31 protein-coding genes and 1 other RNA gene are annotated in these 26,302 nt (G+C 67.9%); 19 read left to right on the top strand and 13 right to left on the bottom strand.

The features are described from left to right. The first annotated feature begins 3 nt into the window (after window positions 1-3). Together AC07YH_RS22550 and AC07YH_RS22545 are read left to right on the top strand one after the other, a co-directional pair. Window positions 4-828 (top strand): hypothetical protein, encoded by an 825-nt coding sequence (locus tag AC07YH_RS22550; protein WP_494749160.1) that lies wholly within the window; start codon window positions 4-6, stop codon window positions 826-828. A gap of 87 nt (window positions 829-915) precedes the next feature. Then, window positions 916-1,353 carry a hypothetical protein gene (locus AC07YH_RS22545; RefSeq protein ID WP_494749159.1) on the top strand — a complete coding sequence of 146 codons (438 nt, stop codon included), beginning with the start codon at window positions 916-918 and terminating at the stop codon, window positions 1,351-1,353. Between the two features lie 47 nt (window positions 1,354-1,400). On the opposite strand, the gene AC07YH_RS22540 is transcribed toward AC07YH_RS22545, so the two are convergent. Then, window positions 1,401-2,063: an aquaporin gene (locus tag AC07YH_RS22540; RefSeq protein WP_494749158.1), complete on the bottom strand. Its 663-nt coding sequence runs from the start codon at window positions 2,061-2,063 to the stop codon at window positions 1,401-1,403. A gap of 97 nt (window positions 2,064-2,160) precedes the next feature. Then, window positions 2,161-3,069 (bottom strand): AraC family transcriptional regulator, encoded by a 909-nt coding sequence (locus AC07YH_RS22535; RefSeq protein WP_494749157.1) that lies wholly within the window; start codon window positions 3,067-3,069, stop codon window positions 2,161-2,163. Window positions 3,070-3,405: 336 nt separating this feature from the next. On the opposite strand from AC07YH_RS22535, the gene AC07YH_RS22530 reads away from it, so the two are divergent. The 7 genes from AC07YH_RS22530 to AC07YH_RS22500 all read left to right on the top strand — a co-directional run bounded on the left by AC07YH_RS22530 (window position 3,406) and on the right by AC07YH_RS22500 (window position 8,864). Continuing rightward, a complete protein-coding gene (locus AC07YH_RS22530) occupies window positions 3,406-3,648 on the top strand; it encodes an Atu4866 domain-containing protein (protein WP_494621849.1) in 243 nt (80 codons plus the stop codon). 5 nt (window positions 3,649-3,653) lie between these two features. After that, window positions 3,654-4,017: a transfer-messenger RNA gene (gene ssrA, locus AC07YH_RS22525) on the top strand. A gap of 278 nt (window positions 4,018-4,295) precedes the next feature. Then, complete coding sequence (locus AC07YH_RS22520; protein WP_494621847.1) at window positions 4,296-4,781, top strand: SspB family protein; 486 nt, start codon at window positions 4,296-4,298, stop codon at window positions 4,779-4,781. 13 nt (window positions 4,782-4,794) lie between these two features. After that, window positions 4,795-5,268: a PaaI family thioesterase gene (locus tag AC07YH_RS22515; protein WP_494749156.1), complete on the top strand. Its 474-nt coding sequence runs from the start codon at window positions 4,795-4,797 to the stop codon at window positions 5,266-5,268. A gap of 11 nt (window positions 5,269-5,279) precedes the next feature. Further along, the gene (locus AC07YH_RS22510; protein ID WP_494749155.1) at window positions 5,280-6,053 is read left to right on the top strand and encodes a C13 family peptidase; all 774 of its coding nucleotides are present in this window, start codon (window positions 5,280-5,282) and stop codon (window positions 6,051-6,053) included. 190 nt (window positions 6,054-6,243) lie between these two features. Continuing rightward, window positions 6,244-8,394 carry a serine hydrolase domain-containing protein gene (locus AC07YH_RS22505; protein WP_494749154.1) on the top strand — a complete coding sequence of 717 codons (2,151 nt, stop codon included), beginning with the start codon at window positions 6,244-6,246 and terminating at the stop codon, window positions 8,392-8,394. A gap of 83 nt (window positions 8,395-8,477) precedes the next feature. After that, window positions 8,478-8,864: a hypothetical protein gene (locus AC07YH_RS22500; protein WP_494749153.1), complete on the top strand. Its 387-nt coding sequence runs from the start codon at window positions 8,478-8,480 to the stop codon at window positions 8,862-8,864. Here AC07YH_RS22500 and AC07YH_RS22495 read toward each other — a convergent pair. From AC07YH_RS22495 to AC07YH_RS22480, 4 genes are all read right to left on the bottom strand, one after another. Continuing rightward, on the bottom strand, window positions 8,832-9,221 hold the full coding sequence (locus AC07YH_RS22495; RefSeq protein ID WP_494749152.1) for a RusA family crossover junction endodeoxyribonuclease: 390 nt from the start codon (window positions 9,219-9,221) through the stop codon (window positions 8,832-8,834). The genes AC07YH_RS22500 and AC07YH_RS22495 overlap by 33 nt on opposite strands. Window positions 9,222-9,282: 61 nt before the next feature. Further along, window positions 9,283-10,458: an acyltransferase family protein gene (locus AC07YH_RS22490; protein WP_494749151.1), complete on the bottom strand. Its 1,176-nt coding sequence runs from the start codon at window positions 10,456-10,458 to the stop codon at window positions 9,283-9,285. A 10-nt stretch (window positions 10,459-10,468) separates the two neighbouring features. After that, a complete protein-coding gene (locus AC07YH_RS22485) occupies window positions 10,469-11,008 on the bottom strand; it encodes a DUF1697 domain-containing protein (protein ID WP_494749150.1) in 540 nt (179 codons plus the stop codon). Next, on the bottom strand, window positions 11,009-11,329 hold the full coding sequence (locus AC07YH_RS22480) for a YbjQ family protein (protein ID WP_494749149.1): 321 nt from the start codon (window positions 11,327-11,329) through the stop codon (window positions 11,009-11,011). A 93-nt stretch (window positions 11,330-11,422) separates the two neighbouring features. Between AC07YH_RS22480 and fumC the strand changes: the two genes are divergently transcribed. The 4 genes from fumC to AC07YH_RS22460 are packed head-to-tail and all read left to right on the top strand — an operon-like array spanning window position 11,423 to window position 14,350. Beyond that, entirely contained in the window at window positions 11,423-12,814 is a 1,392-nt protein-coding gene (fumC, locus tag AC07YH_RS22475; RefSeq protein WP_494749148.1) for a class II fumarate hydratase, read from the top strand. A gap of 6 nt (window positions 12,815-12,820) precedes the next feature. Then, the gene (locus AC07YH_RS22470; protein ID WP_494749147.1) at window positions 12,821-13,258 is read left to right on the top strand and encodes a GNAT family N-acetyltransferase; all 438 of its coding nucleotides are present in this window, start codon (window positions 12,821-12,823) and stop codon (window positions 13,256-13,258) included. 2 nt (window positions 13,259-13,260) lie between these two features. Continuing rightward, entirely contained in the window at window positions 13,261-13,959 is a 699-nt protein-coding gene (locus AC07YH_RS22465; protein ID WP_494749146.1) for a phytanoyl-CoA dioxygenase family protein, read from the top strand. Further along, window positions 13,943-14,350: a DoxX family protein gene (locus AC07YH_RS22460; protein ID WP_494749145.1), complete on the top strand. Its 408-nt coding sequence runs from the start codon at window positions 13,943-13,945 to the stop codon at window positions 14,348-14,350. Before AC07YH_RS22465 ends, AC07YH_RS22460 begins: the two co-directional genes overlap by 17 nt. Window positions 14,351-14,420: 70 nt before the next feature. On the opposite strand, the gene AC07YH_RS22455 is transcribed toward AC07YH_RS22460, so the two are convergent. The 3 genes from AC07YH_RS22455 to AC07YH_RS22445 form a co-directional block, all read right to left on the bottom strand. Next, a complete protein-coding gene (locus AC07YH_RS22455; protein ID WP_494749144.1) occupies window positions 14,421-14,807 on the bottom strand; it encodes a YccF domain-containing protein in 387 nt (128 codons plus the stop codon). Window positions 14,808-14,954: 147 nt separating this feature from the next. Next, window positions 14,955-15,491, bottom strand: a complete 537-nt coding sequence (locus AC07YH_RS22450) for a hypothetical protein (protein ID WP_494749143.1) — start codon at window positions 15,489-15,491, stop codon at window positions 14,955-14,957. Between the two features lie 60 nt (window positions 15,492-15,551). Next, entirely contained in the window at window positions 15,552-16,562 is a 1,011-nt protein-coding gene (locus AC07YH_RS22445; RefSeq protein ID WP_494749176.1) for a polyprenyl synthetase family protein, read from the bottom strand. A 99-nt stretch (window positions 16,563-16,661) separates the two neighbouring features. Here AC07YH_RS22445 and AC07YH_RS22440 point away from each other — a divergent pair, with 99 nt between their 5' ends. Next, window positions 16,662-17,405 carry a methyltransferase gene (locus tag AC07YH_RS22440; protein ID WP_494749142.1) on the top strand — a complete coding sequence of 248 codons (744 nt, stop codon included), beginning with the start codon at window positions 16,662-16,664 and terminating at the stop codon, window positions 17,403-17,405. An 815-nt stretch (window positions 17,406-18,220) separates the two neighbouring features. Next, window positions 18,221-18,631, top strand: a complete 411-nt coding sequence (locus AC07YH_RS22435; RefSeq protein ID WP_494749141.1) for a DUF6180 family protein — start codon at window positions 18,221-18,223, stop codon at window positions 18,629-18,631. A 3-nt stretch (window positions 18,632-18,634) separates the two neighbouring features. Here AC07YH_RS22435 and AC07YH_RS22430 read toward each other — a convergent pair whose 3' ends face one another. After that, window positions 18,635-19,195: a nucleoside 2-deoxyribosyltransferase gene (locus tag AC07YH_RS22430; protein WP_494749140.1), complete on the bottom strand. Its 561-nt coding sequence runs from the start codon at window positions 19,193-19,195 to the stop codon at window positions 18,635-18,637. A gap of 53 nt (window positions 19,196-19,248) precedes the next feature. Between AC07YH_RS22430 and AC07YH_RS22425 the strand changes: the two genes are divergently transcribed. Then, on the top strand, window positions 19,249-20,064 hold the full coding sequence (locus AC07YH_RS22425; RefSeq protein WP_494749139.1) for a CAP domain-containing protein: 816 nt from the start codon (window positions 19,249-19,251) through the stop codon (window positions 20,062-20,064). A 159-nt stretch (window positions 20,065-20,223) separates the two neighbouring features. Here AC07YH_RS22425 and AC07YH_RS22420 read toward each other — a convergent pair whose 3' ends face one another. Then, complete coding sequence (locus AC07YH_RS22420) at window positions 20,224-20,805, bottom strand: YceI family protein (RefSeq protein WP_494749138.1); 582 nt, start codon at window positions 20,803-20,805, stop codon at window positions 20,224-20,226. A gap of 339 nt (window positions 20,806-21,144) precedes the next feature. After that, window positions 21,145-22,164 (bottom strand): ketol-acid reductoisomerase, encoded by a 1,020-nt coding sequence (ilvC, locus tag AC07YH_RS22415; protein ID WP_494749137.1) that lies wholly within the window; start codon window positions 22,162-22,164, stop codon window positions 21,145-21,147. Window positions 22,165-22,331: 167 nt separating this feature from the next. Here ilvC and AC07YH_RS22410 point away from each other — a divergent pair, with 167 nt between their 5' ends. Further along, on the top strand, window positions 22,332-23,267 hold the full coding sequence (locus AC07YH_RS22410) for a flavodoxin family protein (protein WP_494749136.1): 936 nt from the start codon (window positions 22,332-22,334) through the stop codon (window positions 23,265-23,267). 112 nt (window positions 23,268-23,379) lie between these two features. On the opposite strand, the gene AC07YH_RS22405 is transcribed toward AC07YH_RS22410, so the two are convergent. Next, window positions 23,380-24,405 (bottom strand): RcnB family protein, encoded by a 1,026-nt coding sequence (locus AC07YH_RS22405; protein ID WP_494749135.1) that lies wholly within the window; start codon window positions 24,403-24,405, stop codon window positions 23,380-23,382. A gap of 108 nt (window positions 24,406-24,513) precedes the next feature. On the opposite strand from AC07YH_RS22405, the gene AC07YH_RS22400 reads away from it, so the two are divergent. Further along, a complete protein-coding gene (locus AC07YH_RS22400; protein WP_494749134.1) occupies window positions 24,514-25,074 on the top strand; it encodes a DUF924 family protein in 561 nt (186 codons plus the stop codon). 82 nt (window positions 25,075-25,156) lie between these two features. Beyond that, entirely contained in the window at window positions 25,157-26,107 is a 951-nt protein-coding gene (locus AC07YH_RS22395) for a CsgG/HfaB family protein (protein ID WP_494749133.1), read from the top strand. Window positions 26,108-26,302 lie beyond the last annotated feature (195 nt).

Raw genomic sequence — 26,302 nt, 5'->3', positions numbered from 1 at the left:
GCGATGAGCGGCCTGACCGGACTGATCGCGGGACTTGCTCTCGCCGCCGTCCAGCAGGCCCTTCCAGCGCCCGATCCGGCGACCTGGTGGTCGCCGGCCGTTCCCCGGCCCGCCGCCGAGCAGGAACCGCTCGCCAACCGCCGCCTCGGCAAGAGCGAGCAGCCCGTCCCCATCGACAACGGCGTCGAGCCCCTGCTCTACCGCCTCTGGGGCCTGCAGCCGCTGCAGAGCCAGATCGTCCGCAAGGGCGAGCTGATCCTGGAGGTCTGGGCCCGGCCTTCACGCGGCGTGCGCCAGGCCGTGGTCCGCGTCACCCTGCGCCGCGACGGCCGCGCCTTCGTCCAGGCCCGCGCCGGTCTGGGCTGCTGCACGCCGGAGATCGGCCGCCGGGTCGATATCGACGCCGAGCTGGGCGCATCACAGATCGCGCCGCTGAGGACCCTGGCCGACGATCCCGCCTGGAGCCAGCCGCGCTCGGTCATCGTCGATTATGGCGGCGGCGCGGTCTCGGCCCTGTGCGTGGACGGCGTGTCGTGGGACGTGACCCTGATCGTTCCTGGCCAGGCCCGCCACCTGCGCCGGGCGTGCGACGACGCCGAGGTCGGCTCGATCGCGTCGCTGCTGTCGGCGGCGGTCGGCGCGGCGGCGAGCCGCGATCCGCGCTTCGACGCGGTGCTGCCGCGCGGCGCGGATTTCTCTCCGCAGGCCCGAGCCTATGCCGACCTCGTCGCCTCGGGCGGGCGGCTGATACCAGGAGAGCGTAACCGTCCGCAGCCACCGACGGTCCCCGTTCCCCCGGCGGAGGAAGAGCCTGAGACGCGCCCATAGCGCGCTAGAATTCAAAACACGCCTGAAAATTGCATTTTCAAGATAACGACGTTATCAACCTTGGCCATAACCTCGGGAGGAAACGCCATGGCCAAGACCGTCGCCCTGAAATCAATGCTGGCCGTCGCCGGCGTCGCCGCCGCTCTGGGCTCGGCCAGCGCCGCCCAGGCCCAGGCCTCGCAAGCGCCCCAGGTCAATTTCGTGCCGGTCGCGGAGGCGCCGCAGCCTCCGGCGGGCCTGAAAGTCACCTGCCTCAACGCGCCGACCGACGGCGCGCCCATCAGCAAAAGCTGCCCGGTCATCAGCTACGGGGCCGGAAAGACCTGGATCTACAGCTACATCGACAACCGGGTCTCGTTCGCCGTGGTCACCTATGACGCCACCGGCAAGGTCCTGAAGAACGTCGAGAAACCCGGCGCCCGCTACATCTTCGACGTCTATGTCGGCAACCGGAACTCGACGCTGATCCTGGTCGGCCAGTCGAAGGCCTCGGTGGAGCTCAACTGGTCCGACCTCCCGCACTGACGGCCTGTCCGCGCCACCGGCCGATCAGCCGGTGGCGCTCAAGGACATCAGCCGACCTTCAGGATCTTGAAGCGGTAGAGCAGCGCGCCGAGGATGGCGCCGATCGCCGGAGCCGCGAAGAACAGCCACAGCTGGGCCAGCGCCTTGCCGCCGACCAGGACAGCGGGACCGAAGCTGCGAGCTGGATTGACCGAAACGCCGGTCACCTGGATGCCGACGATGTGGATCACCGCCAGGGCGATCCCGATGCCCAGGCCCGCAAAGCCCGGCGCGGCGTCGGCGCCGGTCGCGCCCAGGATGACGATGACGAACAACGCCGTCATCACCACCTCGAACACGAAGGCCGCGTGCAGCGGGTAGGCGCCCAGATAGCCAGGGCCCCAACCGTTCTGTCCCAGGCCATGGGTCGTGCCGCCGGCGATACAGGCCAGGACGGCCGCGCCGGCCAGGGCGCCGGCGAACTGGGCGATCCAGTAGAGCCCCATCTCCTTGGCGCTCATCCGCCCGGCGACGAACGCCGCCAGGCTGACGGCCGGATTGACGTGGCAGCCCGAGACCGGACCGATCCCGTAGGCCAGGGCGATGATGGCGAAACCAAAGGCCAGGGCGATGCCCAACTGCCCGACATGATCAGCGCCCAGAACTGCCGCACCGCAGCCAAATAGAACCAGCGCGAACGTCCCTATGAATTCGGCAACAATTTTTGACATTCCCAAGATCTCCCCGACTTTGCTTCCGCAGGATTTGGACCCTGCGTAAGCTCAACCATGCGGGATTTATCCGAGTCTTGGAATACCCGTATTGGGTCTAGGCGCCCGCGACCGCTTCCGGCTGCTCGCGCAGACGCGCCACGTCCCGCAGCGGCGGCGCGCCGAACAGGCGGGCGTACTCGCGACTGAACTGCGAGGGGCTGTCATAGCCGACCGAGTGACCCGCCGTGGCCGCGTCCAGGCGCTGGACCAGGATCAGGCGGCGGGCCTCCTGCAGGCGGATCTGCTTCTGGTACTGCAGCGGCGACAGCGAGGTCACGGCCTTGAAGTGCTGGTGCAGGGCGGAAGCGCTCATCCGCGCCTCGTCGGCCACGGCGTCGATGCTGAACGGCTGGTCGAAATTGCGCTTGATCCAGCCGATGGCGCGATTGACCTGCCGCAGGCGGCCGTCGCGGCGGGCGATCTGGGCCAGACGGCCGCCCTGCGGTCCCGTCAGCAGGCGATAGAGCAGCTCGCGCTCGATCAGCGGCGCCAGGATCGGCGCGTCCTCGGGACAGTCCATCAGGCTGACCATCCGGCAGGCGGCGTCGAACAGCTGCGGCGTCATCGCCCCGGCCGACATGCCGCCGACCAAGGGCGCGGCGGCGTCGAGGCGCGCGGCCAGGCCGCACTCCATGATCATCTCGCTGATCAGGTTGGCGTCCAGCACGATGCGGAAGGACAGGTACGGCTTCTCCGGCGAGGCCTCGATCACCTGGCCGGCCACCGGCACGTCGATCGACGACAGGAAGAAGTTGAGGTCGTCGTATTCGTGGATGGCGTCGCCGACCAGCACCCGCTTGCGACCTTGGGCCAGCACACAGAACGACGGGTCGTGCACCGCGTGCATGGGCTCAGTGGGCGCATGGACCCGGTACAGATTGACCCTGGGGCAGCAGGTCTCGACCGGACCTTCGTCCGGTGCGAATCGTTCAATCAGGGCGGCCAGCGCCTCGCGCGTGCTCATGCTTTTTCCCTTTTCGCAGTGAGGCTATTTATAGGCCTTGCACGATCCTCCGTCATGGCACGGCGTTCGGTTCTGGATTTTCGTGCAATCATGTCGGAGCATCGGTCTACGCGCTGGACGGGTCCATGCCCCATAGTGACCTCGTTCCGCTCCCCGATGCGGCCAACCCCACAATTTGAGCTCAGCGATGAGACGCTACACGCCCCAACGCGGCGTGACGGCTCCGCGTTGGTTCGTCGCCGCCCTGCTGGGCGGGACGGCCGCGCTGACCGCCGCGACCGCCATGCTCCCCACCACTTCGCCCGCACCCGCAACCACCGCCTGGAGGATCGCCCCATGACCATGATGTCCGCCATCGTTCCCCACATCCCGGTCGCCGGCGTCTGGACCTCCCCCGACGGCCATATCTCGCTGGAACTGCGCGCCGACGGCCGCTTCATCGAGACCCGCGCCGACTTCGCCGACGTCTTCACGGGCGTCTATGTCCTGGTCGGCGAAAGGCTGAAACTGTTCGAGGATCGCGGCGCGGTCATCAGCGGCACGCTGGTAGACGGCCGCCTAAGCCTGGGGACGGCTTAGCCCCCGCCCTTCCCTTGGCGGACCGAACCCCCTATATTGGAACTGTCCGACCTCGGTCGGACTATGGGGATAAACGCGCACGTAATAAGCGGACTGGACCCGGGTGCGATTCCCGGCGGCTCCACCAATCTCTCCCAAGTTATCTGGGACTGCATGGGGCCGATCAGCATCGACAGACGTGTAAAGGTGTATGCTTTCTCTCGGCTTGATCCACCGTTTCGGGTCATTTTTCTAAATGCGAACGATAACTTCGCTGAAGAGTTCGCCGTCGCCGCGTAATGCGGTGCAGGTGAATTCGCCTCTTAAGTCCTAGGGGTTCAGATCCCTAGGCGGGGCCCGGAGGGAGCCTGCCAACAGAATCCCTCCACTTTCCACGACATTGCCGAGGCTCCCTCCTCTTTCTTGAGAAGAGATTGGGGGAGCCTGCCAACAGAATCCCTCCACTTTCCATGACATTGCCGAGGTTCCCTCCTCCTTCTTGAGAAGAGATGCGGGAGCTTGCCGGCACAATCCCTCTACCTTTCCTCACGTGAACGAGAACGACATCGTTTGCGCGCAGACGGATTCCGTCGCCACCCGCTTTGCGCGAGGCCCCTGACGCGTTAGGCTCGGAGTCTCTTTATCCAGTTCGAAGTACCCTTCCCGGCATGTCCCAGACCGAACCGCCCGAAGACCTCATGCAATACGAGGCCATGGCCCAGGACGCCCTGCGCGGCGTGGTCAAGGCGGCCTTGAAGAAGGCGGCCGCTCCGGGCGGCCTGCCCGAGCCGCACCACCTGTACATCACCTTCAAGACCAAGGCGCCGGGCGTCTCGGGCCCGCAGGACCTGCTGGGCAAGTATCCGGACGAGATGACCATCGTCCTGCAGCACCAGTACTGGGACCTCGCCCCGGGCGAGACCTTCTTCTCGGTGACCCTGAAGTTCGGCGGCCAGCCCAAGCGCCTGTCGGTGCCCTATGCCGCCCTGACGCGCTTCTACGATCCGTCGGTGCAGTTCGCCCTGCAGTTCTCGACCCCCGAGGTCATCGAGGACGAGCCCGAGCCGGAGCCCGAGGCCGAGGACAAGACGCCCGCGCCGACCGGCGACGACGGTCCCAAGATCGTCTCCCTGGACCAGTTCCGGAAGAAGTGAGCGCCTTTCGGAAATGAGCGACATCGCCTCGGACGCTCCGCAAACCCTGACGGACGAGGCGATCCTCGCGCGCTTCCGCGCATCCAAGAGCCAGCCGACCGGATCCCAGACCCTGGGCTTCGAACTCCTCGCCGTGCGCCAGGCCGATCGTGAGGTCGAGGTCGGTTTCACGGCGAAGGCCGAGCTGCTGTGCAATCCGATGGGGCAGATCCAGGGCGGTTTCGTCTGCGCCATGCTGGACGAGTGCATGTCCGTGGCCGGCATGATCACTTCGGGCATGACCCACGTCGTGCCCACGTTGGAGATGAAGACCAGCTTCCTGCGCCCCGCCATGCCCGGCTCGCTGCGCGGCGTCGGCCGCGTGGTGAAATGGGGCCGCACGGTCTGCTTCATGGAAGGCGAGCTCTACGACGCCGAGGGGCGTCTGCTGGCCAAGTCCACGGGCACGGCGATCCCGACGCCTTTCGCCAACTTCAAGAAGAAATAAGGGACGGGGCCATGCGGGGGGCGGCGGCGGTCATCGGGCTTCTGGCTTTCCTGCTCGCACCGTTTTCATCCGCATACGCCGCAGGGCCGTTCGCCAACTGGAGCGCGGTCGTGGTGGCCGGCGACTTCCACGCCCATTCCGGCGGCCCCACCGAGGCCTTCGACAACGCCCGCCGCGACGTCTCCAAGGCGCTGGTCGAGCTGGGCTTCGACAAGAGCGCGATCCAGCAGTTCTCGGTGCGGCCCGAACGGTATCCCGCCGATGCGCCCGGCAGGGCCGAGGGCAGCGCCATCTACGAGGCGCTCAAGACCAAGGCCGAGACGGCCAAGGCCGGATGCCTGTTCTACATCAGCACCCATGGCGGCCCGGAGGGCGTGATTCTGGGGCCGCGGGTCCTGCGCCCGCCGCTGCTGGCGGCCCTGGTGAACGAAGCCTGCCCCAACCGGCCTAGCGTGGTGGTGATCTCCGCCTGCTTTTCGGGCGTGTTCATCCCGCCGCTGCAGGACAAGAACCGGCTGATCATCACCGCCGCCCGGGCCGATCGCGCCTCGTTCGGCTGTGGCGAGGACGACAAGTATCCGTTCTTCGACGATTGCTTCCTGTCGGCCGCGCCCGGCGCCCATGACTTCGCGGCCCTCGGCGCGGCGGTCCAGGCCTGCGTGGCGCGCCGCGAGAAGGAGACCGGGGCCGAGCCCGCCTCCGAACCGCAGGTGTGGATCGGTCCGGCCCTGCGGCCGATGCTGCCGCTCTACGCTTTCAACCGGAGCAAACCATCCGCACCTTGAGCGGTGATCGGGTTTGACCCCCGCGCTCAGCACGCTACACAAACGATAGAGCATGATAGCCGAAAGTGGCTGCCGGTTTCGGCGGCCATCATGCTCTAAATGTTAGGTCTGGAGCCTTTCATGGCCAGATGGGTCCATCTGGCCATGAAAGGCTCTAGGGGGTTCTTCCGCAAATACCCAGGGGACATCGTTGACGTCGCGCGTATCGCCCGCAGCCGCCCTTGCGGCGGCCTTCATCGCACTGTGGTCCATCACGGGATCGGAGGCGCGGGCGCAGGAGTCGTCTCCGCCGCCCGCCGCGACCGAACCCACGCTGAATTCCGCGCCGCGTCCCTATAACAGCCTGCGTCCGCGCCGCGTGCGCCCGCGTCCGGTCGCCGCCGCGACCACCGCGCCCAAGCCCGTCACCGCGCCGGCCGTCGCCGCGGCCACGCCAGCGCCGGCCACGCCCGCCCTGCCCGCGCCCACCGCCCACACGCCGATGGCGACGCCGGAGCTGGAAGCCTTCGTCGATGGCGTCGTCCGCCGCGCCATGAGCCGCGACCACATCGCCGGCGTCACCCTGTCGGTCGTCCAGAACGGTCAGGTGGTGCTGAAGAAGGGCTACGGCTTCGCCAATCTGGGCCAGCACAAGAAGGTCGATCCGGACACCACGCTGTTCCGCGTCGCCTCGATCTCCAAGACGTTCACCTGGATCACCCTGATGAACGAGATCGAGTCGGGCCACATGCGCCTGGACGGTCCGGTGAACCTCTACCTGCCCGAGCCGCTGCAGCTGAAGGACCAGGGCAAGAAGACCCAGGTGCGGCTGCGCGACCTGATGACCCACACCGGCGGCTTCGAGGACCGGTCGATGGGCCAGCTGTTCGAGCGCGACCCCAACCGCGTCCGCACCCTGGCCGACTACCTGCGCCAGGAGCGCCCGCGCCGGGTGCGCGAGCCGGGTCTGCTGCCCAGCTATTCCAACTACGGCGCGGCCCTGGCCGGCGCCGCTGTCTCCAACGTCACCGGCAAGCCGTTCGAGCAGCTGGTCAGCGAGGAGATCATCCTGCCGGCCGGCATGAGCCACACGACCTTCCGCGAGGCCCGCCCGTGGCGCGACGGCCTGCCGGCCCCGATGAACGAGGCCCTGGCCGCCGAACTGTCGGACGGCTTCTCGTGGACGCCGATGGGCTGGAAGACCCAACCGCGCGAGTTCATGGGCCAGGTGGCTCCGGCCGCCTCGGCCTCCAGCACGGCCGGCGACATGGCCCGCTACATGACCCTGCTGCTGGCCAACGGCACGATCGACGGCAAGACCATCTTCTCGCCCAAGACCGCCCTGGCCTTCCGCACGCCGATGTACCGTCCCGCCCCGGAAGCGGCCGGCTGGAACGCCGGCTTCCAGGACAGCCCGATGCCGGGCAATCGCCGTGGCCTGGGCCACCAGGGCGCGACCCTGTATTTCAACTCGAACATGGTGATCGTGCCGGAGCTGGGCCTGGGCATCTTCATCTCGGCCAACACCGACAGCGGCGCCAACCTGACCGCCAACCTGCCCGCCACCATCGTCGAGCATTTCTACGCCCCCGCCCCGGCCGTGCCGGCCGACAGCGCCATCAGCTACGAGCAGGCCAGGATCTATGAAGGCGATTACCTGACCACCCGCCGCGCCTATGCCGGACTGGAGGGCTTCACCGGCCGCATCATCGGCCGCGCCAGCGTGCGGGCCACGGCCGAGGGCCGCCTGACGGTGATCGAGGGCGGCGTCAGCAGCCTCTACAACGGCACGGGCCGCCCCGGCGTGTTCAAGGCCGTCGACGGTCCGCTGATGCTGGTCTTCGACGCCAATGGCGACAAGCCTTCGCGCTTCTACGCCGCCCGGGGCTTCTCGACCTATGAGCGGATCGGCTTCTTCCGCTCGGCCGGCCTGCTGAGCTGGACGGCGATCATCGCCGGCTTCGCCAGCATCGCCACCATCCTGGGCGTGCTGTTCCGCAACCGCCGCGAGGCCCGCCAGACCCCGGTCCAGGCCCGCGCCGCCCAGATGCAGACCATGCAGGCGGTGCTGTGGTTGATCTCGGCCGGCTGCCTGGGCGCCTTCTCGCTCAAGGCCTCGGACCAGACCGCCGTGTTCTTCGGCTGGCCCTCGGGCTGGCTGCTCAGCGGCTCGGCCTGCGCCCTGGTCGCCGCGGCGCTCAGCCTGCTGACCCTGGGCGCCCTGCCGATGGTCTGGCGCGGCGGTCGCCGCGTCGATAGCTGGAGCAGCGGCCGCAAGGTGGCCTTCACCTTCACCGCCTTGCTGTTCGTGCTGCTCAGCGTCCTGCTGGGCATGTGGGGCTACTTGCTGCCGCGCAGCTGATCCCGTCGCGATCCATCCCTAGCCTCGTCTCCAGGCGCCCTGCTTGCAGATCGCCGTTCGGAGACGAGCGAGGGAGACGCGACGTGTCAAAACTGGACGGCCTGGCATTCGGCGGAACAGGTCTTGTCGCCTGGGCGGCGGCGACCCTGTTCTATGCGGCTTTCGGCGGGGGGGTCCTCGAAAGCGCCTTCTGGTTCTACGCCCTGAACGCCTTCGCGGCGGCCGCGACGCTGACCTTCGCCTTCTGGGCGGTGGCTCGGCTGACGCATACGCCGCGTGATCGGCGCCTGTTCCCGATGATCCTGTATTCGACGCCGGGCCTGGTCGGCGGCGCGCTGGTGGTGGCCCGCTACGCCGAGGTGATGCCGACCGGCGATCCGGTCAGCACCGGCCGCTACGGCGCGTTCCTGGCGGTGCTGTACATCGCCGTGGCCGCCTCAATCTTCGAGCGTGCGCCGCATAAGGTTTGAGGTCAGCTTCCGCACCTGGATGATGATCCGCTCGCGTTCGCCCGGCCGGCGCTCGACCAGCAGCCGGGCGACCTGGGCGTCGTCGTGGAAGGCATAGCCCTTGATGGCGTCCAGCAGGGCCTTGGCCAGGTTGTCGAGGTCCATCCACGGCGGCTCGCCGACATATTCCATGCCGATCTCGACGCTGAACTCGCCCCAGGCCGGCCGCGAGCCGCGCCAGGACTTGCGGAAGAACTCATAGATCAGCGGCTTGTAGTACTTGCCCTGGGTGGTCAGGCCGTCGACCACGATGGTCAACTCGCCCCCGGCCTCGCGGGCGCGGACCTTGCCGTGGTGGGTCCAGTCGTCTTCGAGCAAAGCTTCGCCTTTGTCTGTCGCGTGGCGGCCGCCGAAACCGCCACACTTTCGGCTGCCACGCTTAGAGCCTCAGGTGGATCCCGCGCTTGTGCAGCGGGATCAGGATCGCGGTGATGAAGGCAAGAACCAGAACCGCGCAGGCAAGGGAAGCCAGATAAGGATCGGGCAGCGCCTTCTGGGCCAGGGCGTAGACGAAGCCCTGCGGCGACGGGTTCGAACCGGGGATGACCCGCAGGCCGCTGAAGATGCCCAGCAACTGACACAGGATGAAGGCCAGGATGGCGTTGCCGCCCAGCACGCCGAGCACGGCGTCAAAGCCCAGCCGCCGTCCGGACCGCGCGATGACTTCGAAGCCGACCAGGATAAGGGTCGAGATCCCGCTGGTCAGCAGGGCGAAGCTGGGCGTCCAGATCTTCTTGTTGACCGGCATGACCGGGCTCAACGCCAGACCGATGACGACCAGGGCGAGGCCCAGCACGAGCACCGGCGTCAGCCCATCCCCGCCCCGCTCGCGTCGCTGCATCATGACCCGCGCCGCGACCGCGCCCATCAGGGTATTGACCACCGCCGGCAGGGTCGAGATCAGCCCCTCGGGATCATAGGTGACGCCCAAGCCAGGCGTCGTCGCCCCGACCCACAGATGGGCGATCGTGAACACCTGGCGATCGACATAAGCCGGCAGCGAGCCGTAGGAATCCAGATGTCCGACGCCGAAGCCAGGAACCGGCACGAGCGCGACCAGCAGCCAATAGATCGCCAGCAGCACGATGGCCGCCCCCGCCGTGGCCGGCAGGTTGAAGACGAGGCGCCCGCCCTCGCCTCTCCGCGCCGTCAGCACGCAGATCGCTACGGCCGCCGCGTAGCAGACGCCGATCCGCTGCAGGATGCCGGGAAAACGCAGGTGCGCGAGGTCGAAGCCGTTGCCCAGCAGGCTGATCGCCAGGCCCAGCAGGATCAGCAGCCCCGTCCGCCGCGCGACCTTCAGCCAGAACGCCGAGCCGGCCCGCGCCTCGGCGGTCAGGCGTGGGACCATCAGGCCGATGGCCATGCCCGCGCAGAACAGAAAGGTCGGGAACACCAGGTCCGCCGCGCTCAGGCCGTGCCAGGCGGCATGCTCCAGCGGCGCATAGACCTTGGCCCAGGAGCCGGGGCTGTCGACCAGGATCATGCCGGCCACGGCCAGGCCGCGCAGCAGGTCCAGCGACACGATGCGCTGGCCCGTCGACGTCGTCGTCATGCTTGTCCCTTCAGGCCCCGAGCATCTCGGTCAGCTTCAGCACGGTGTTCCAGTTGCGGGTCGTGCCAACCGGATTGCGTTTGGTCTTCTTCCAGTCCCGATCCAACAGCGAGTCGGCCATGCTGATCGGGAAATCGAGATAGAGCTCGCGCGGTCCGACCACGAACCGCTCCGGTCCCGTATTGGCCGCCCGCAGGATGTCCTCGTCGCCGTCGGGCAGCGGGACCTTCAGGAAATTGACGATCACGTGGCTGGGATGGTCCAGCGCCTCGGCCTTGAAGGGATTGGCCTCGACCAGCGCCCGCAGCTGCGCCGGCGCGCGGACCATGAAGTCGGTGCGCAGGCCCATGCGCTTTTCGAGCGCGTCCTCGAGTTCGGCTTCCAAGGCCTCGCCGCCGGCGTGGTCGCCCCACAGCAGCAGGTTGCCGCTGGCCAAGTAGGTCTTGGCCTCCTTGAAGCCCAGGTCCGCCGCCACGCCCAGCAGGTCTTCCTTCAGCACCTTGCGCTTGCCGGTGTTGATCGAGCGCGGCAGCGCGACGAAAGCCGCCACCTACAGCGCCTCGACGCGCACGGCCGTGCCGTAGGCCAGGACCTCGGTGATGCCTTCCATGATCTCGTTGGCGTCGTAACGCATGGCCAGGATGGCGTTGGCGCCGACCTCGCGGGCGTGCTGCACCAAGAGGTCGTAGGCCTCCTGCCGGGCCGTCTCGGCCAGCTTGGTGTAGATCGACAGATTGCCGCCGAAGATCGACTGGATCGAGCCGCCGATATTGCCGATCACGCTGCGTGAGCGGACGGTGACGCCGCGCACCATGCCCAGCTGTTCGACAACGCGATAGCCGACAAGATCATTGGTCGTGGCGACAAGCATGGGGTCCCTCCGGCGTTCTTCGCGCTTGCGAACATTGCCCTTCGCGCCCCCAAGGTCTAGACCGCGCTCGACCGTTTTTCCGGAGATCTCCGCATGACCGCCACGCGCATCGAGACCGACACCTTTGGCCCGATCGAAGTCGCCGCCGACCGCTACTGGGGCGCGCAAGCCCAGCGCAGCCTGGGCAACTTCAAGATCGGCTGGGAGAAGCAGCCCCTGCCGGTCGTCCGCGCCCTGGGCATCGTCAAGCGCGCCGCCGCCGAGACCAACTTCAAGCTGGGCAAGCTGGACGCGGGCCTGAAGGACGCCATCGTCCAGGCCGCCAACGAAGTCATCGACGGCAAGCTGAACGACCACTTCCCGCTGGTCGTCTGGCAGACCGGCTCGGGCACCCAGTCGAACATGAACGCCAACGAGGTGATCTCGAACCGCGCGATCGAGATCCTGGGCGGCGAGATGGGCACCAAGAAGCCCGTCCACCCCAACGACCACGTCAATATGAGCCAGTCGTCGAACGACACCTATCCGACGGCCATGCACGTGGCCTGCGCCGAACAGATCGTCCACGACCTGTTGCCGGCCCTCAAGCATCTGCACGCCGCCCTAGAAGCCAAGACGGCGGCCTGGGCCGACATCATCAAGATCGGCCGCACCCATACCCAGGACGCCACGCCCCTGACCCTGGGCCAGGAGTTCGGCGGCTACACGCAACAAGTCGCCAACGGCATCGAGCGCATCGAGAGCACCCTGCCCAAGCTGATGCAGCTGGCCCAGGGCGGCACCGCCGTCGGCACCGGCCTGAACGCCCCGATCGGCTTCGCCGAAGGCGTGGCCGAGGCCATCGCCGCGATCACCGGCCTGGAGTTCACCACCGCTCCGAACAAGTTCGAGGCCCTGGCCGCCCACGACGCCATGGTGTTCTCGCACGGCGCCATCAACACGGTCGCCGCCTCGCTGTTCAAGATCGCCAACGACATCCGCTTCCTGGGCTCGGGCCCACGCGCGGGTCTCGGCGAACTGTCCCTGCCGGAAAACGAGCCGGGCTCGTCGATCATGCCGGGCAAGGTCAACCCGACCCAGTGCGAGGCCCTCACCCAGGTCTGCGTCCAGGTGTTCGGCAACCACGCCGCCCTGACCTTCGCCGGCAGCCAAGGCCACTTCGAGCTGAACGTCTTCAACCCGGTGATGGCCTACAACTTCCTGCAGTCGGTCCGCCTGCTGGCCGACGCGGCGATCAGCTTCACTGACAACTGCGTGGTCGGCATCGAGCCGCGCATCGACAACATCCGTAAGGGCGTCGAGAACAGCCTGATGCTGGTCACGGCCCTGAACGGCCGCCTCGGCTACGACATCTGCGCCAAGATCGCCAAGACGGCCCACAAGAACGGCACCACCCTGCGCGAGGAAGCCGTCGGCGGCGGCTATCTGTCGAACGAGGAGTTCGACCAGTACGTCCGTCCCGAAAAGATGGTCTCGCCGGGCTGAGCTTGATTGCTCCAGCTCGTCAGGATCTTTGACGACCTGCCGGACGGCTTCGACGACCTGGTCGCCGAGGCCTCCGGCGAAGGCGTGCGCAACATGGCCCTGCTGGCCGAAGGCTGGCAGGCCGGCGCACGCTTCCAGGACGACGGCGAGGCGATCCTCGCCGCGTTCCTGGTCGGCGAGTTGGCGGGAATCGGCGCGCTCGGCATCGAACCCGCCGCTTCCGAGCCCGCCCGCCGCCTGCGCCGTTTCTACATCCGCCCTGCCATGCGCCGCCGCGGCATCGCCACCGCCCTCGCCTCGGCCCTGATCCACGAGGGTTTCGACAGCGTGGGGTTGCTGACCGTCAATGCGCGAGCCTCCGAGGCCGCCGGACCGTTCTGGGAGGCGCAGGGGTTCGCGACGGATACGAGCGGACCGTGGACGCACGTGATGCGGAAAGCCTGACTATGCGCGAGACGCTCGATCGCGATGGTGTGGTTCTCGTCCCCGCCCTGCTCTCGCAAGACCAGATCGAAGCCCTGCGCGCCTTGGCCGAAAGGGTCGTCGGCAAGCGCCCAGGAGCCCGCCTGCGCGGCGATGCGGCCCTCGCCGAGGTTCTGTCGCCTGAAGGCCCTGTCGGCGCCCTGGCGGCCCGCCTGACCTCCGACGCCGCCCGGCCGGTGCGCGCGGTGATGTTCGACAAGACGCCGGAGGCCAACTGGATCGTCGCCTGGCACCAGGACCGCGTGATCCCGGTGCGGACACGCCGCGAGGTCGAGGGCTTCGGCCCCTGGTCGACCAAGGACGGCGTACTCCACGTCGCCCCGCCGTTCGAGGTCCTTGCCCGGATGCTGACCATCCGCGTCCACCTCGACCCCGTCGACGCCGGCAATGCCCCGCTACGGGTCGCTCTCGGCTCCCATCGCCTGGGTCGTGTCCCGGCCGAGGGGGCGACGCGAGAGGCCGAAGCCTTGTCCCAACTGGTCTGCTTAGCCGAGACCGGCGACGTCTGGGCCTATTCGACGCCGATCCTCCACGCCTCCGACCGCGCCGCCCCGCCCCGTCGGCGACGCGTGCTTCAGGTGGACTATGCCGATTTCGACTTACCCGACGGGCTCGAATGGCTCGGCCTCGGCGTTGATAGGGGCGATGCCCCACGCCCGTAGCCTTCTCCGCCTGCTGCTAGCGGCCATCTATGCACCGTTCGGCGTCGTGCACGTGATCGCGCCCCATGGCTTCCTGGCGATCATGCCGCCGGGGATCCCGTTTCCGCGCGAGGTGGTGATCTTCACGGGCCTCTGCGAGATCGCCGGAGCTATCGGACTGCTCATCCCGCAAATCCGGCGGCTGGCCGGGATCATGCTGGCGCTCTACGCCGTCTGCGTCTGGCCGGCGAACATCTGGCACGCGTTCAGCGGCGTCTCCGTGCCGCCGCTGCCCAGCTCGTGGTGGTATCACGCGCCCCGACTGCTGCTCCTGCAACCGTTCTTTATCTGGGCTCCACTGTGGGCGGTCGACGTGATCGACTGGCCGGTTCGCCGACGCTCGTCCGTGTGATTTCGATCGGTTCAGCGGCCGAGCGCGAAGACGACATCCGCCGCGCGCCCGACCGCCTGCTCACCGGGTTCTAGTCGACCCGCCGCACGTCGCGGCCGATCGGGGCCAGGGCGATGTGGGCCAGTTGCAGGTCCTTGATGGCGAAGGGAATGCCGACGATCGTGATCGCCTCGGTGACCGCGACCGCCAGGTGGCCCAAGGCCAGCCACCAGCCGGCCAGGACGAACCAGATCACGTTCAGCACGAAGCCCATCGGACCCGTTCCCGGGCCATTCTCGCGGTGGATGATCTCCTTGCCGAACGGCCAGAGCGCGAAGCCGGCGATACGCCAGGCCGCCATCGTATAGGGCAGACCCACGACGGTGATGGCCAGGATGAGACCCGCCACGAACCAGCCGAAGGCCAGCGGCAGGCCGCCGAAGATCAACCACAGCACATTCAGGATGAAACGGATCACGTCCAAAGGTCCCCAAGAAGGCGAAAGCCGCCCAGGCCCTAGACGTGGCCCTGTCCGCCCCTTCTGTGAAGGGCGTTACGGCGAATTCACCTCGGGACCATTCTCGGCCAGCCTTCTTGTCCGATCCGATATCGGATCGGGAAGGCTTCACGCCTTGATCAGTTGCCAACGCTTGGCCCAGCGGCTCTTGCCGAAGGGCGCCAGCGCCAGGAGGTAGACGCCGGCATAGAGCACCGTGCCCACGCCGATCAGCACCCAGCTCCAGGTTCCCGGCATGTGCAGGGTCGGCGCGGTCGTGATCCAGTCGTGGCGCGGCGAGGTGAACTCCAGCCAGAGACCGCCGATCCAGATCAGGGCCAGCAGCAGCACGATCGGATACCGCAGCAGCGGGCTGCGCTGCACCAGCAGGACGGTCTGGATGAAGGCGGTCACACCGCCGGCCAGCAGGCCCACCAGCCAGGGCAGCCACGGCCCGGCGACGAACCGCGCCGTGCGCAGGCCCGCCCACAGCGGCGCCCACAGCACCGGGCCCATCATCAGGATGATCAGCACCGCCCCGGCCACCAGGCCCAGGCCCCCGCCGATGACCTTGCCGGCCGCCTCGCCCGCCTCGTGAGGCCGCACGTTGGGGTCGCCGCCGGGGTTTTCCGGCGAGGTGGCGATGATCGTCTGGAGATGCGGCAAGGGCTCGCCGGGTCGCGTCGGGGGAAGTCCGCCGTAGGAGGGTGACTTCCGCTTGAACATCTAGGCCCTGCGGCTGACGGCGAAGTCGGCCAGGTCTTCCAGCGCCTCGCGCCAGTCGTTGGCCGGGAAGATCGCCAGCGCCGCCTTGGCCTTGTCGGCATAGTCGGCGGCCAGGTCCAGCGTGGCGTCCAGCGCGCCCGAGCCGACGATCAGCTCGCGAGCCCGGCGGAAGTCGGCCTCGGTCTGCTCGCGGCGGCCGATGGCCCGCTCCCAGAACTCGGCTTCGCGCGGACCCGAGCGGGCGATGGCCAGCAGCAGCGGCAGGGTCGCCTTGCCTTCGCGGAAGTCGTCGCCGGCGTTCTTGCCCAGGGCCTCGGTCGTGCCGCCGTAGTCCAGCGCGTCGTCTACCAGCTGGAACGCCAGGCCCAGGTTCAGGCCGTAGGCCTTCAGGGCGCCCGTCTTGGCGGCATCGACGCCGGCCGAGACCGCGCCGGCCTCGGAGGCCGCGGCGAACAGCTCGGCGGTCTTGGCCTGGATGATCTCCAGATAGACCGCTTGCGACAGGTTCAGATCGTGGCTGCGCATCAGCTGCAGCACCTCGCCCTCGGCGATGACGCGGCTGGCGCGGGCCAGGATCTCCAGCGCCTTCATCGAATTGGTCTCGACCATCAGCTCGAAGGCGCGAGCGAACAGGAAGTCGCCGACCAGCACGCTTTGCGCCGCGCCCCAGATCAGGTGCGCGGCGACCTTGCCGCGACGCAGCTGGCTGCCGTCGACGACGTCGTCGTGCAGCAGGGTGGCGGTGTGGATGAACTCGACCGACGCGGCCAGCTTCAGGCAGTGGTCATTGTCGGATTCGGCCAGACGGGCGGCGGCCACGGTCAGCAGCGGACGCAGGCGCTTGCCGCCGGCGGCGATCAGGTGCTCGGCCAGAGCCGGGATGATCGGCACGTCGCTCTGCATGCGATCGGTGATCAGCCGGTTCACGCCCGCCATGTCGGTCTCGGCGAGGCGGACGAGACGATCCACCGAACCCGGCTTACGGGTGAGGGTCGCTGCGGCTGCGTCCAAAACCATACACTCCTTGCGGCGTTCCCCGCTTGAACCGTTGCGAGGGACAATGGTGGCGGGATAGGTCACGGTCAAGGCGAGCACAAGGCCTAGAAAGCATTGGACGATCAGCAGGTGACGGAGGATCGGGTTCTGGGAGGTCGCGTGCGGCTGCGCCAGAGGCCCGACGGGTATAGAGCCGGCATGGACGCGGCCCTGCTGGCGGCCGCCTGCGACGCCCTGCCCGGCCAGCGCGTGATCGAGGCCGGCTGCGGGGTCGGCGGCGCCCTGCTGGCCGCCGCGACTCGCCGTGCCGAGGCGATCTTCCAGGGCGTGGAGCGTGATTCCGCCGCCGCCGCCCTGGCCATCGAGAACGCGGCGTTGAACGATCTCTCGGGCCGCGTGAGTGTCACGGAGGGCGATGTCGAGGCCGGTTTCCGGGCGCTGGACCTGCCGGTGTTCGACGCGGCGATGACCAATCCGCCGTTCTTCGACGATCCGGCGACCTTACGCGCCCCGGCTCCGGCCAAGAGCGGGGCCTGGATGGCCGACGGGGGCCTCTCCGCCTGGACCGGCTTCTGCCTGAAGGCGGTGCGCGAGGGCGGAACGATCACCATCATCCACCGCGCCGACCGCCTGGCCGACATCCTCGACCTGCTGGCTCCCAAGGCCGGCTCGTTCAAGATCCGCCCGATCGCGCCCTTCGCCGACGCCCCGGCCAAGCGGGTGATCGTGCGAGCGATCAAGACCGGCAAGGCGCCGCTCGTTTTGCTGCCGCCGCTGGTGCTGCACGACCGTGGCGGCGCGCAGCACTCGGACGAAGCCGAAGCGATTCTGCGGGGCGAGGCGGCGCTCGGGTGGTGAAGCTCATGCGTCCTCGGCTTCACGCGGCCAGCCGCTGAAGGTGTTGGGGAGGCGACGGAGCGGCCGGGCGAACCCGGAGACCGTAATGGTTTGTGTGTTTCGGCTCGCTGACCGCTCCGCCAGGCTGTTCTTGCCCGTGAGGATGGGAGGCGTGAGCGTATTTCAGCTCGGGTCCCCACTAGCCCCCGGACGGGCGCGGACCAAGTCGATCGGCTACATCCGTCTCGACCCCGACGATCCACGATAGGCGGCTTATACGATCACCGCCCTGTCGCCCCGCTGTCGGCCTTGATCCCGGAAGCTGCCCGTTCGCCAGCCGGTCTGCCTAAAGAGTACAGACGGGACGACTTTCGAGCCTCCGGGAACCGCCAACGGCCCCGCTCAACCTAGCCCCGCCGCCGTCTTGGGCCGGATCCAAACGCCCTCCCCCGCGACGGGGATGGCTATGATTGTGCGGTGGGATTCAACGCGGATCATTCAGCGGCGCGTAAAATCGACAAGCGATTGAATTCGTGGGGTTCGATCTTGCGAACGCCGAGGATAGAAGCCGTCCAATCCCCATAGAGGCTCCCTCTCCCATAGGGAGAGGGTTGGGGTGAGGGGTTACGAAGTTCGACGGCGTGCCGGCACATCGCCCACAACGGCGCCAAGATCCTCCACGGGCTTCGCCTAACCTCTCACCCTCCCACGCCTACGGCGCGGGCCCCTCCCTCTCTCAAAGAGAGAGGGGTCCAGCATACGCCCCGCCATAAAACGGTGACGCAGCCTCCCCGCCCCTCGCGCGTTCACGCCGCGTCCGCCATCGGGAGTATCGCATGACGTCGTTTTCGCTTACCGGCCGCGCGCTGTCCGCAGCCGCCGCCCTCGCCTGCTTGGCCGCGCCCGTCGCCGCGTCCGCCGCCAGCGAGCGGTTCGCGCTGGAGTACCGGGTCGAACGCACCGCCTCGGCCAAGCTCAGCATCGCCACCTGCCTGGACGTCGCCAAGCGTGAGTCGGCGGCCATCGGCTATGTTCCGGCGCTGGAGAACCGCTATCCGGGCCAGCTGACCACCTTCGCCTCGGGTCCGGCCAACGGCGGCTCATCGCTGATCGTCTATTGCATCGCCGTCGACCAGAAGACCGCCTTCGTGGTCCAGGCCATCGACTACAATCGCACGAGCAGCCCGCAGTCCAAGCGCATCGCCGACCGCGTCCACGGCGCGCTGCTGGCCGCCGCGCGGCGCTAGCCCCTACTCCGCGTACAGCGCCAAGGCCTCCAGGCACAGCTCCAGGCCCGTCAGGTCGCGCAGCAGGTCGTGGGTGACGATGACGAACAGGCGGCGGGCCTCGCCCCACAGCATGACGGTCTCGGGCAGGCCGTGGTCCTCGACCACACAGCCGTCGCCGTCGCGCCAGACGCCCGAGGGGTCGAGCGCGGCGCCGAGGGTCGTGTCGACGCGCCCCACATATTCGGCCTCGGCTTCGCTGGTGACGTTCAGATAGGCGAAGATCGGCCGGCCCAGGCCCGCCAGGACGCCGGCCTCGAACACCGTGGCCGCGTCGGCCGAGGGTCCGCGGAACGGCGACAGGTTGACGATCGCCGCGTCGGCCTGGCGCAATTGCGCCATCCGGCTCGCGTAGAATTGACGGGCCGCCATCTCGTCGCCGCCCTCGCCTGGCGGCATAGGGGTGGAGACGATGGCTTCCAGGCCGGCCTCCAGGCACAAGGCGCGCTGGCGCGCCGCCTGGGCTTCGTGGTCGGGGAGCCAGAGTTCGGGGCCGGCGAGCCAAAGGGAACGGACAGGACGCATGCGTCTTAGGTCTGGTCCCAGACCCTCGCTGTCAATGTTTGTCGAAAGAAGCCATGACGTCGATCGCGCGCAGAACCTTGTTGACCGGCAGCCTCGCCCTGGTCGCGGCGCCCCTTCTCGTCACGCCCAGCTTCGCCGCCTCGCCCCAGCCGTGGATCGCCTATGACCGCCGCCTGCGCGGCCTGCTGGCCGATCCGCCCGAGGGCGGCGATTTCGACCCCGACTTCGAGCAGACCCTGCTGGACCTCAACAACATCTTCCGGGATCGCCAGGGATCGCCGTCGCTGGCCTGGGACAAGGGCCTGGCCCTCGCCGCCCGCGCCCACGCCGCCGACATGGCCGTGACCGGCGACTTCGACCACCTGACCCGCGAGGGCTATTCCCCCGCCGGCCGCATCGGCCTGCTGGCTCGCGACCTGGTTGGCGCGCCGGGCGAGAACATCGCCATGCGCCGCAACGCCGCCGACGCGGTTCGGCCCGAACAGATCATGGAGCAATGGCGCACCAGCCCCGGCCACCGCGCCAACCTGCTGGCCAAGGGCTTCAGTCATGTCGGCTATGGCGTCTATCACAAGGGCCAGCAGGTCATCGCCGTCGGGGCCTATGCCGAAGTGGCCGCGCGCCTGGCCGGGCCGGCCCCGCTGCAGGTGAGCACGACCGACACGATCGCCTCGGCCCTGTCGCACGCGGCTCCGGCGATCCAGCAGTTCTCGGTGTCCGAACCCGGCGGCGAGATCCTGACCACGACCTATGTCGAGGGCCGCCCGGAAAGCGTCCTGGCCCCCGGCGCCTGGCAGCTGCGCCCGCACCTGTCGACGGGCGAACATCGCTACGAGGTGGCCTGGGGGCCAGTGTTCGTGCTGGGATAAACCCGCCCGATCAAAGCTTCCCAACGCTTGTCATCCCGGAAGCCTCGCAGAGGCTGTCCGGGACCCAGGGAGTGACAGAGCGCTGTGCGCACCGCCCCTGGGTCCCGGCTCTACGCTTCGCTTTGGCCGGGATGACAAGCTTGGGTTGGCTCTAGGAGCCTACTGCGCCACCGCCAGCGACTCGATGTGGATCTTGACCTCGTCGCCGATCGCGCCCGCGCCGCCGGTGCTGCCGAAGGCCTTGCGGCTGATCGCGCCGGTGATGGTGAAGCCGGCCATCTTCTTGGGACCCATCGGACCCGTGCCGAGCTTGTTGAGCTTGACGTCCAGGGTGACCGGCTGGGTCACGCCCATGATCGTCATGTCGCCGGTGACCTTGGCGGTCATGTCGCCGGTCTTGACCACCTTGGTCGACTTGAAGGTCATGGTCGGGCTCTTGGCGGCGTTCAGCCAGCGCTCGCCGGTGACGTGCTCCTCGCGGGCGGGATTGCCGGCCTGCAGACTGGCCACCTCGACGGTGGCCTCGACGCGCGACTTCTCGGGCGCGGCCTCGTCCAGCCAGATCGTGCCGTCCGCCTTGGCGAAAATGCCCAGGATCGAGGTGAAGCCGAAGCGGTCGATCGTGAACGAGGTCTCGGTGTGGGCCGGGTCCAGCTTGTAGGCGACCTCGGCGGCGAAGGCGGGCGCGGCGACGGCCGACACGGCGGCGGTGGCGATCAGGGCGGCGAGCAGGCGTTTCATGGGGGCGTTTCCCTCTCGTCCCCAAGCGGGACCGGCGGGGACTGTTCCGCGCACCGGAGACCGGCGCAAGCCACAAAGGGACCTTGTTCTCTCCAAAGCGACACACCAACTGCAGTGTCTCAGCATTTTGCTGCTGGGAAGGAGGTGCGCTTTGAAACTCGTTTTGAGCGTAGCCCGCCGGACGCAAATTTTCCCGGAGCGCCTGAGCGCTCTCCGTGGCGAGCAGCGATAGGGCTTGAGCTTCCGTCGTCAGGCGGAGTCCGGTTACTTCTTCCAACGAAAAGCCCCCGGCCTTTGGGGGGCCGAGGGCTTCGTGGGATTTAAGCGGAGTACTGAAGTTTAGTTCTTGGCCTGGTCGACCAGCTTGTTCTTGGCGATCCAGGGCATCATGTCGCGCAGGCGACCGCCGACTTCCTCGATCTGGTGCTCGGCCGCGCGGCGACGGGTCGCCTTGAAGCTGGGCTGGCCCACTTGGTTTTCCAGCATGAAGTCACGGACGAACTTGCCCGACTGGATGTCTTCCAGCACGCGCTTCATCTCGGCCTTGGTTTCCGGCGTGATGATGCGCGGACCCGTCACGTACTCGCCGTACTCGGCGGTGTTCGAGATCGAGTAGTTCATGTTGGCGATGCCGCCTTCGTACATGAGGTCGACGATCAGCTTCAGCTCGTGCAGGCACTCGAAATAGGCCATTTCCGGCGCGTAGCCGGCTTCCACCAGCACTTCGAAGCCGGCGCGGACCAGCTCGACGGTGCCGCCGCACAGGACGGCCTGTTCGCCGAACAGGTCGGTCTCGCACTCTTCGCGGAAGTTGGTCTCGATGATGCCCGAGCGACCGCCGCCGATGGCCGAGGCGTAGGCCAGGCCAAGGTCGTGGGCGTTGCCGGTGGCGTTGTGGTGCACCGCGATCAGGCAGGGCACGCCGCCGCCCTTCTGGTACTCGCCGCGCACGGTGTGACCCGGGCCCTTCGGCGCGACCATCAGGACGTCGATGGTGTCCTTCGGCTCGATCAGGCCGAAGTGGACGTTCAGGCCGTGGGCGAACAGCAGGGCCGCGCCGTCACGGATGTTGGGGGCGATGTCGTTCTTGTAGATCGCGGCCTGATGCTCGTCGGGAGCCAGGATCATGATCAGGTCGGCCCAGGCGGCGGCCTCGGCGACGGTCATGACCTTCAGGCCTTCGCCTTCGGCCTTCTTGGCGGTCGGCGAGCCGGCGCGCAGCGCGACGGCTACGTTCTTGATGCCCGAGTCCCGAAGGTTAAGCGCGTGGGCATGACCTTGCGAACCATAGCCTACGATCGCGATCTTCTTGTCCAAGATGCGGGCGAGGTCGGCGTCGCGATCATAATAGACGCGCATGTTTCTTCTCCAAGGACTGGTCAATTTGGCCGCCTCGCGCAACGGCGAAGCGACAAAGGCCGGGCGTTTGAGCGTTTTTTTGCCGTTTCGTCAAGGCGAAGCCGGAAGAACGTCGTAATGCCAGGACCTCTGCGGCCACGTTTTAGGCGCTCGCGCGTTCGTACGCCATGCCGACACCCGAAAAGGACGGTCACGAGCCGCCCGCCGCCGCCGTCCATCCGACCGAACAGCGCCCCTTGCGGGTGCTGCTTGTCGCCGGGTCCCAGCGCCGCCACAACAGCTGCCCTGGCCTCGACTCCAAGGCGCGCGCCCTGATGCTGCGGGCCGCCGCGCGCATGCCGCCCGGCTGGCAGGTGGACACCGAGGACCTGGGCAACCAGCACGGCAAGCCCAAGATCCAGGCTTGCAACGCCTGCGTCAGCTCGTCGATGGCGCTCTGCGTCTATCCCTGCAACTGCTACGGCCCGCGTTCAAGCAACCAGCCGGACCTGATGTGGGACCTGGACCTCTACGGCCGCCTGGCCCGCGCCGACGCCTGGGCGTTCATCGGGCCGACCAACTGGTACGGGCCGACGACCAACTTCAAGCTGATGTTCGACCGTCTGGTCTGCGCGGCTGGCGGCAATCCCCGCCCGGACCTGATCGACAAGAAGGACACGCTCAAGGCCCAGGCCCTGGAGCGCTCGCCCGAGTGGAAGCAGCTTACGAAGAACCACCTTGAGGGCCGCACGGCGGCGTTCTTCACCTATTGCGACGGCGGGGCCAACGAGATGGGCGCCGACGGTCGGCCCAAGCTCGTCCAACGCAAGGAGTGGTTCAACCCGCGCGAGGAGCCCTATCAGGACGAGCGGATGGCCTATCAGGGCCTGGTCTGGCAGTGCCGCTACAGCGGGATCGAGGTCCCCGACGAGCTGTGGGTGGCCGGCGTGTTCGGCGAGGGCGAGCCCTATGCCGACGACCAGGTCGAGGACATGATGGCCGAAAAAGAGAGCATCAAGGCCTTCGACGCCTGGGCCAGCGGCTTCATCCGCCACGTGGAGAAGAAGGGCGTCGTGGCGACCAAGGACGACGAACGCGCGGCGCTGTCGACGACCAACGTTTGAGAAGCCGAAACCTCGTCCTTCGACAAGCTCAGGATGAGGTTTCTACTGATCCGTCGCGTCTGCAATGAGCCTCACCCTGAGCTTGTCGAAGGGCGAGGCTCACGCAAGGCGCTTACCAGAACAGGTCGTAGTAGACGCTGAGGACCTGACCGCTCCAGACGTCGACCAGGAGGGCGTCCGAGCCGACCCGGACCCACTCGCAGCCGATCGGCGGCAGCGGCAGGCCGTACGAACCCCAGTTCAGGTAGTACGAGCTGCCGTACCAGCCGCCCGGCAGGTAGTCACCGAACGACCAGCTGCGCGCATACCAGCCGCTGGGATAGCGGTAGGCGCCGATCCGATAGCGCTGCGACGAACGATAGCTCGGACGATAGTAGCTGCGGTCGTACTGCTGACGGCCACGGTCGCGATCGCGGTACTGACCTTGGCCCGGACGACGGTCGTTCCGGTCCCAGCCGCCCCGGTTGTTGTCCCAACGGTTGTTGTCGTTGCGATCCCAGCCGCCGCGATTGTCGTTGCGGTCCCAGCCGCCCGGACGGTTGTCGTTGCCGCGATTGGGGCCACGATCGTCGTTCCGGTCGGGCCGGCCACCACGATTGTCGTCGCCACGGTTCCAGCCGCCACGGTTGTCATTGCCACCCCGGTTCCAGCCCGAGCCGCCGTTGTTCTGCGGTTGCTGGGCCTGAGGCTGCTGCTGGGGTTGGGTCTGCGGACGGTCGCCACGGTTCCAGCCGCCACGATCGCCGCGATCGCCTCGATTCCAGCCGCCGCCGTTGTTCTGCTGCGGCTGAGCCTGGGGTTGCGGCTGAGCCTGGGGTTGCGGCTGAGCCTGGGGTTGCGGCTGAGCTTGAGGCTGAGGCTGGGCTTGCGGTTGCTGCTGTTGCGGACGATCGCCGCCGCCACGGTTCCAACCGCCGCCACCGCCGCGATCACCGCCCCGGTCGCCACCGCCTTGCCAGCCGCCACCGCCGCCTTGGCCGCGATCACCGCCGCCACGATCGCCTCGTTGGCCGCCGTCGCCGCGATCGCGCTGGGCGAACTGCTGTTGCTGCGCCGCCACGCCGGCGGCGGCCCCGGCCTCCGCCGCCGCGCCGCCCAACAGCGAAAGCGCCAGGGCGGTCGTGATCAGACGTTTCATTTCTTGCTCCGAAGGGCCTTGAAGCGCGGCCCGGGCTTGTCCCTTGATAGCAGTGTCGGACTCGTCCGATGAACCGGGCTTGAACGGAAGAACGCGTGAGGATCGGCGATGAGCGCGCACTACAACGACGTCGTCGCCTTCTGGCGCGGCGCGGGCCCCAAGAAGTGGTTCAAGAAGGACGGCGCCTTCGACCAGGCCATCATCCTGAAGTTCGAGCAGACCCACTATCGCGCCGCGATGCGCCGCTACGACAAGTGGGCCGAGACGGCGACGGGCGCGCTGGCGCTGCTGATCCTGCTGGACCAGTTCCCGCGCAACATGTTCCGCAACACCCCCCACGCCTTCGCCACCGACCCGCTGGCACGGATGTTCGCGCAAGACGCCATCGCCGCCGGTCATGACACCGATCCGTCGATCGAGGCCGAGCTGCGGCGGTTCTTCTATATGCCGTTCGAGCACTCGGAATCGCTGGTCGATCAGGAGCTCAGCGTCCAGCTGTTCGCCAGCCTCCAAGCCGACACCGGCGACGAGGAGTCGATGAAGTTCGCCCTCCTGCACCGGGACATCATCGCCCGGTTCGGCCGCTTCCCCCACCGCAACGCCGGCCTGGGCCGCCAGACGACCGAGGCCGAGCAGGAGTTCCTCGATGAGGGTGGTTTCGCCGGTTAAGCGCGCGCCTCAATCTTGGCGTGACCCGGCCTCGCCTGTAGGGTGACCGCCAAGTCGGGGACATTCCGGGGAAATACCACGTATGAAAGCCTTCCGTAGCGCGCTGGCCATTGGCCTGGCGCTGACCACCGCCGCGCCCACCGCCGTGTTCGCGCAAGCCAAGGCCAGCAAGGGCCAGACGATGCAACAACAGGCCTCGTCGGAGGTCCCGCGCTGCAATCGCAAGCTGGGCACGCTGTCGATCGTCGATGGCGACGATTCCAGCGGCTGGACCCAGTACAACCTCGCCTCACCGCAGAAGGTGCTGCGCGCCATCGTCCAGCGTTCGGGCTGCTTCAACCTGGTCGATCGCGGCGCGGGCCTCAGCGCGGCCGAGAAGGAACGCAACATCGGCGGCAATCTGGGCCTGCAGCGCGGCTCCAACGTCGGTCAGGGCCAAGTCAAGGCCGCCGACTACGTGCTGGTGGCCGAGGTCGCCGGCAGCAACAGCAATGTCGGCGGCGGCGCGGTGGCCGGCGCCATCGGCGGCCTGATCGGCGGTCGCGTCGGCGGCCTGGTCGGCGGCATCAAGACCAAGAAGCTGGAAGCCAACACCCAGCTGTCGCTGACCAATGTCCGCACCACCGAGACCATGTCGGTGTCGGAAGGCTACGCCGTGAAGAACGACATCGGCTGGGGCGCGGGCGGCGGCCTGGGCTTCGCCGGCGCGGTCGGCGGCGGCTATGAAGACACCGACATCGGCCGCATCGTCACCCTGTCGTTCATCAACGCCTATTCGAAGATGATCGGCGACCTGGGCCTGCTGTCGGAAAGCGGCCCGGCCGCGGCGGCCGCGCCCTCGAAGACCTTCGTGGCCACCCGCGTCACCAACCTGCGCGCCACCCCGCTGGCCGCCGGCAAGCTGATCCGCGCCCTCCCGGCCGGCGCCATCGTCTATCCGACGGGCAAGAAGCAGGACCTGTGGTGGGAAGTCGCCGACGAGAACGACAATGTTGGCTGGGTGTTGAACACGGCGCTCGAGCCGGGGAAGTAAACCGACGCGAAGGTGATCTCTCCTCCCCCTCCTGGGGGAGGTGGATCGCTGCGGATACGCAGCGAGACGGAGGGGCGCCGCACGACGTGCGTAGCCTTGGCGCTAGCCCCTCCACCGCCATTCGGCGGTCCCCCTCCCCCAAAGGGGGAGGATAGTTGGCGGCGTCCTGTGGACGCATCATCGCGCCGCAGTGTT

It is taken from the genome of Caulobacter sp. GW456-12-1-14-TSB4 (genome assembly GCF_059424195.1).
The sequence above is the reverse complement of the archived record's forward strand: the minus strand, read 5'-3'. Positions and strand labels throughout refer to the sequence as shown.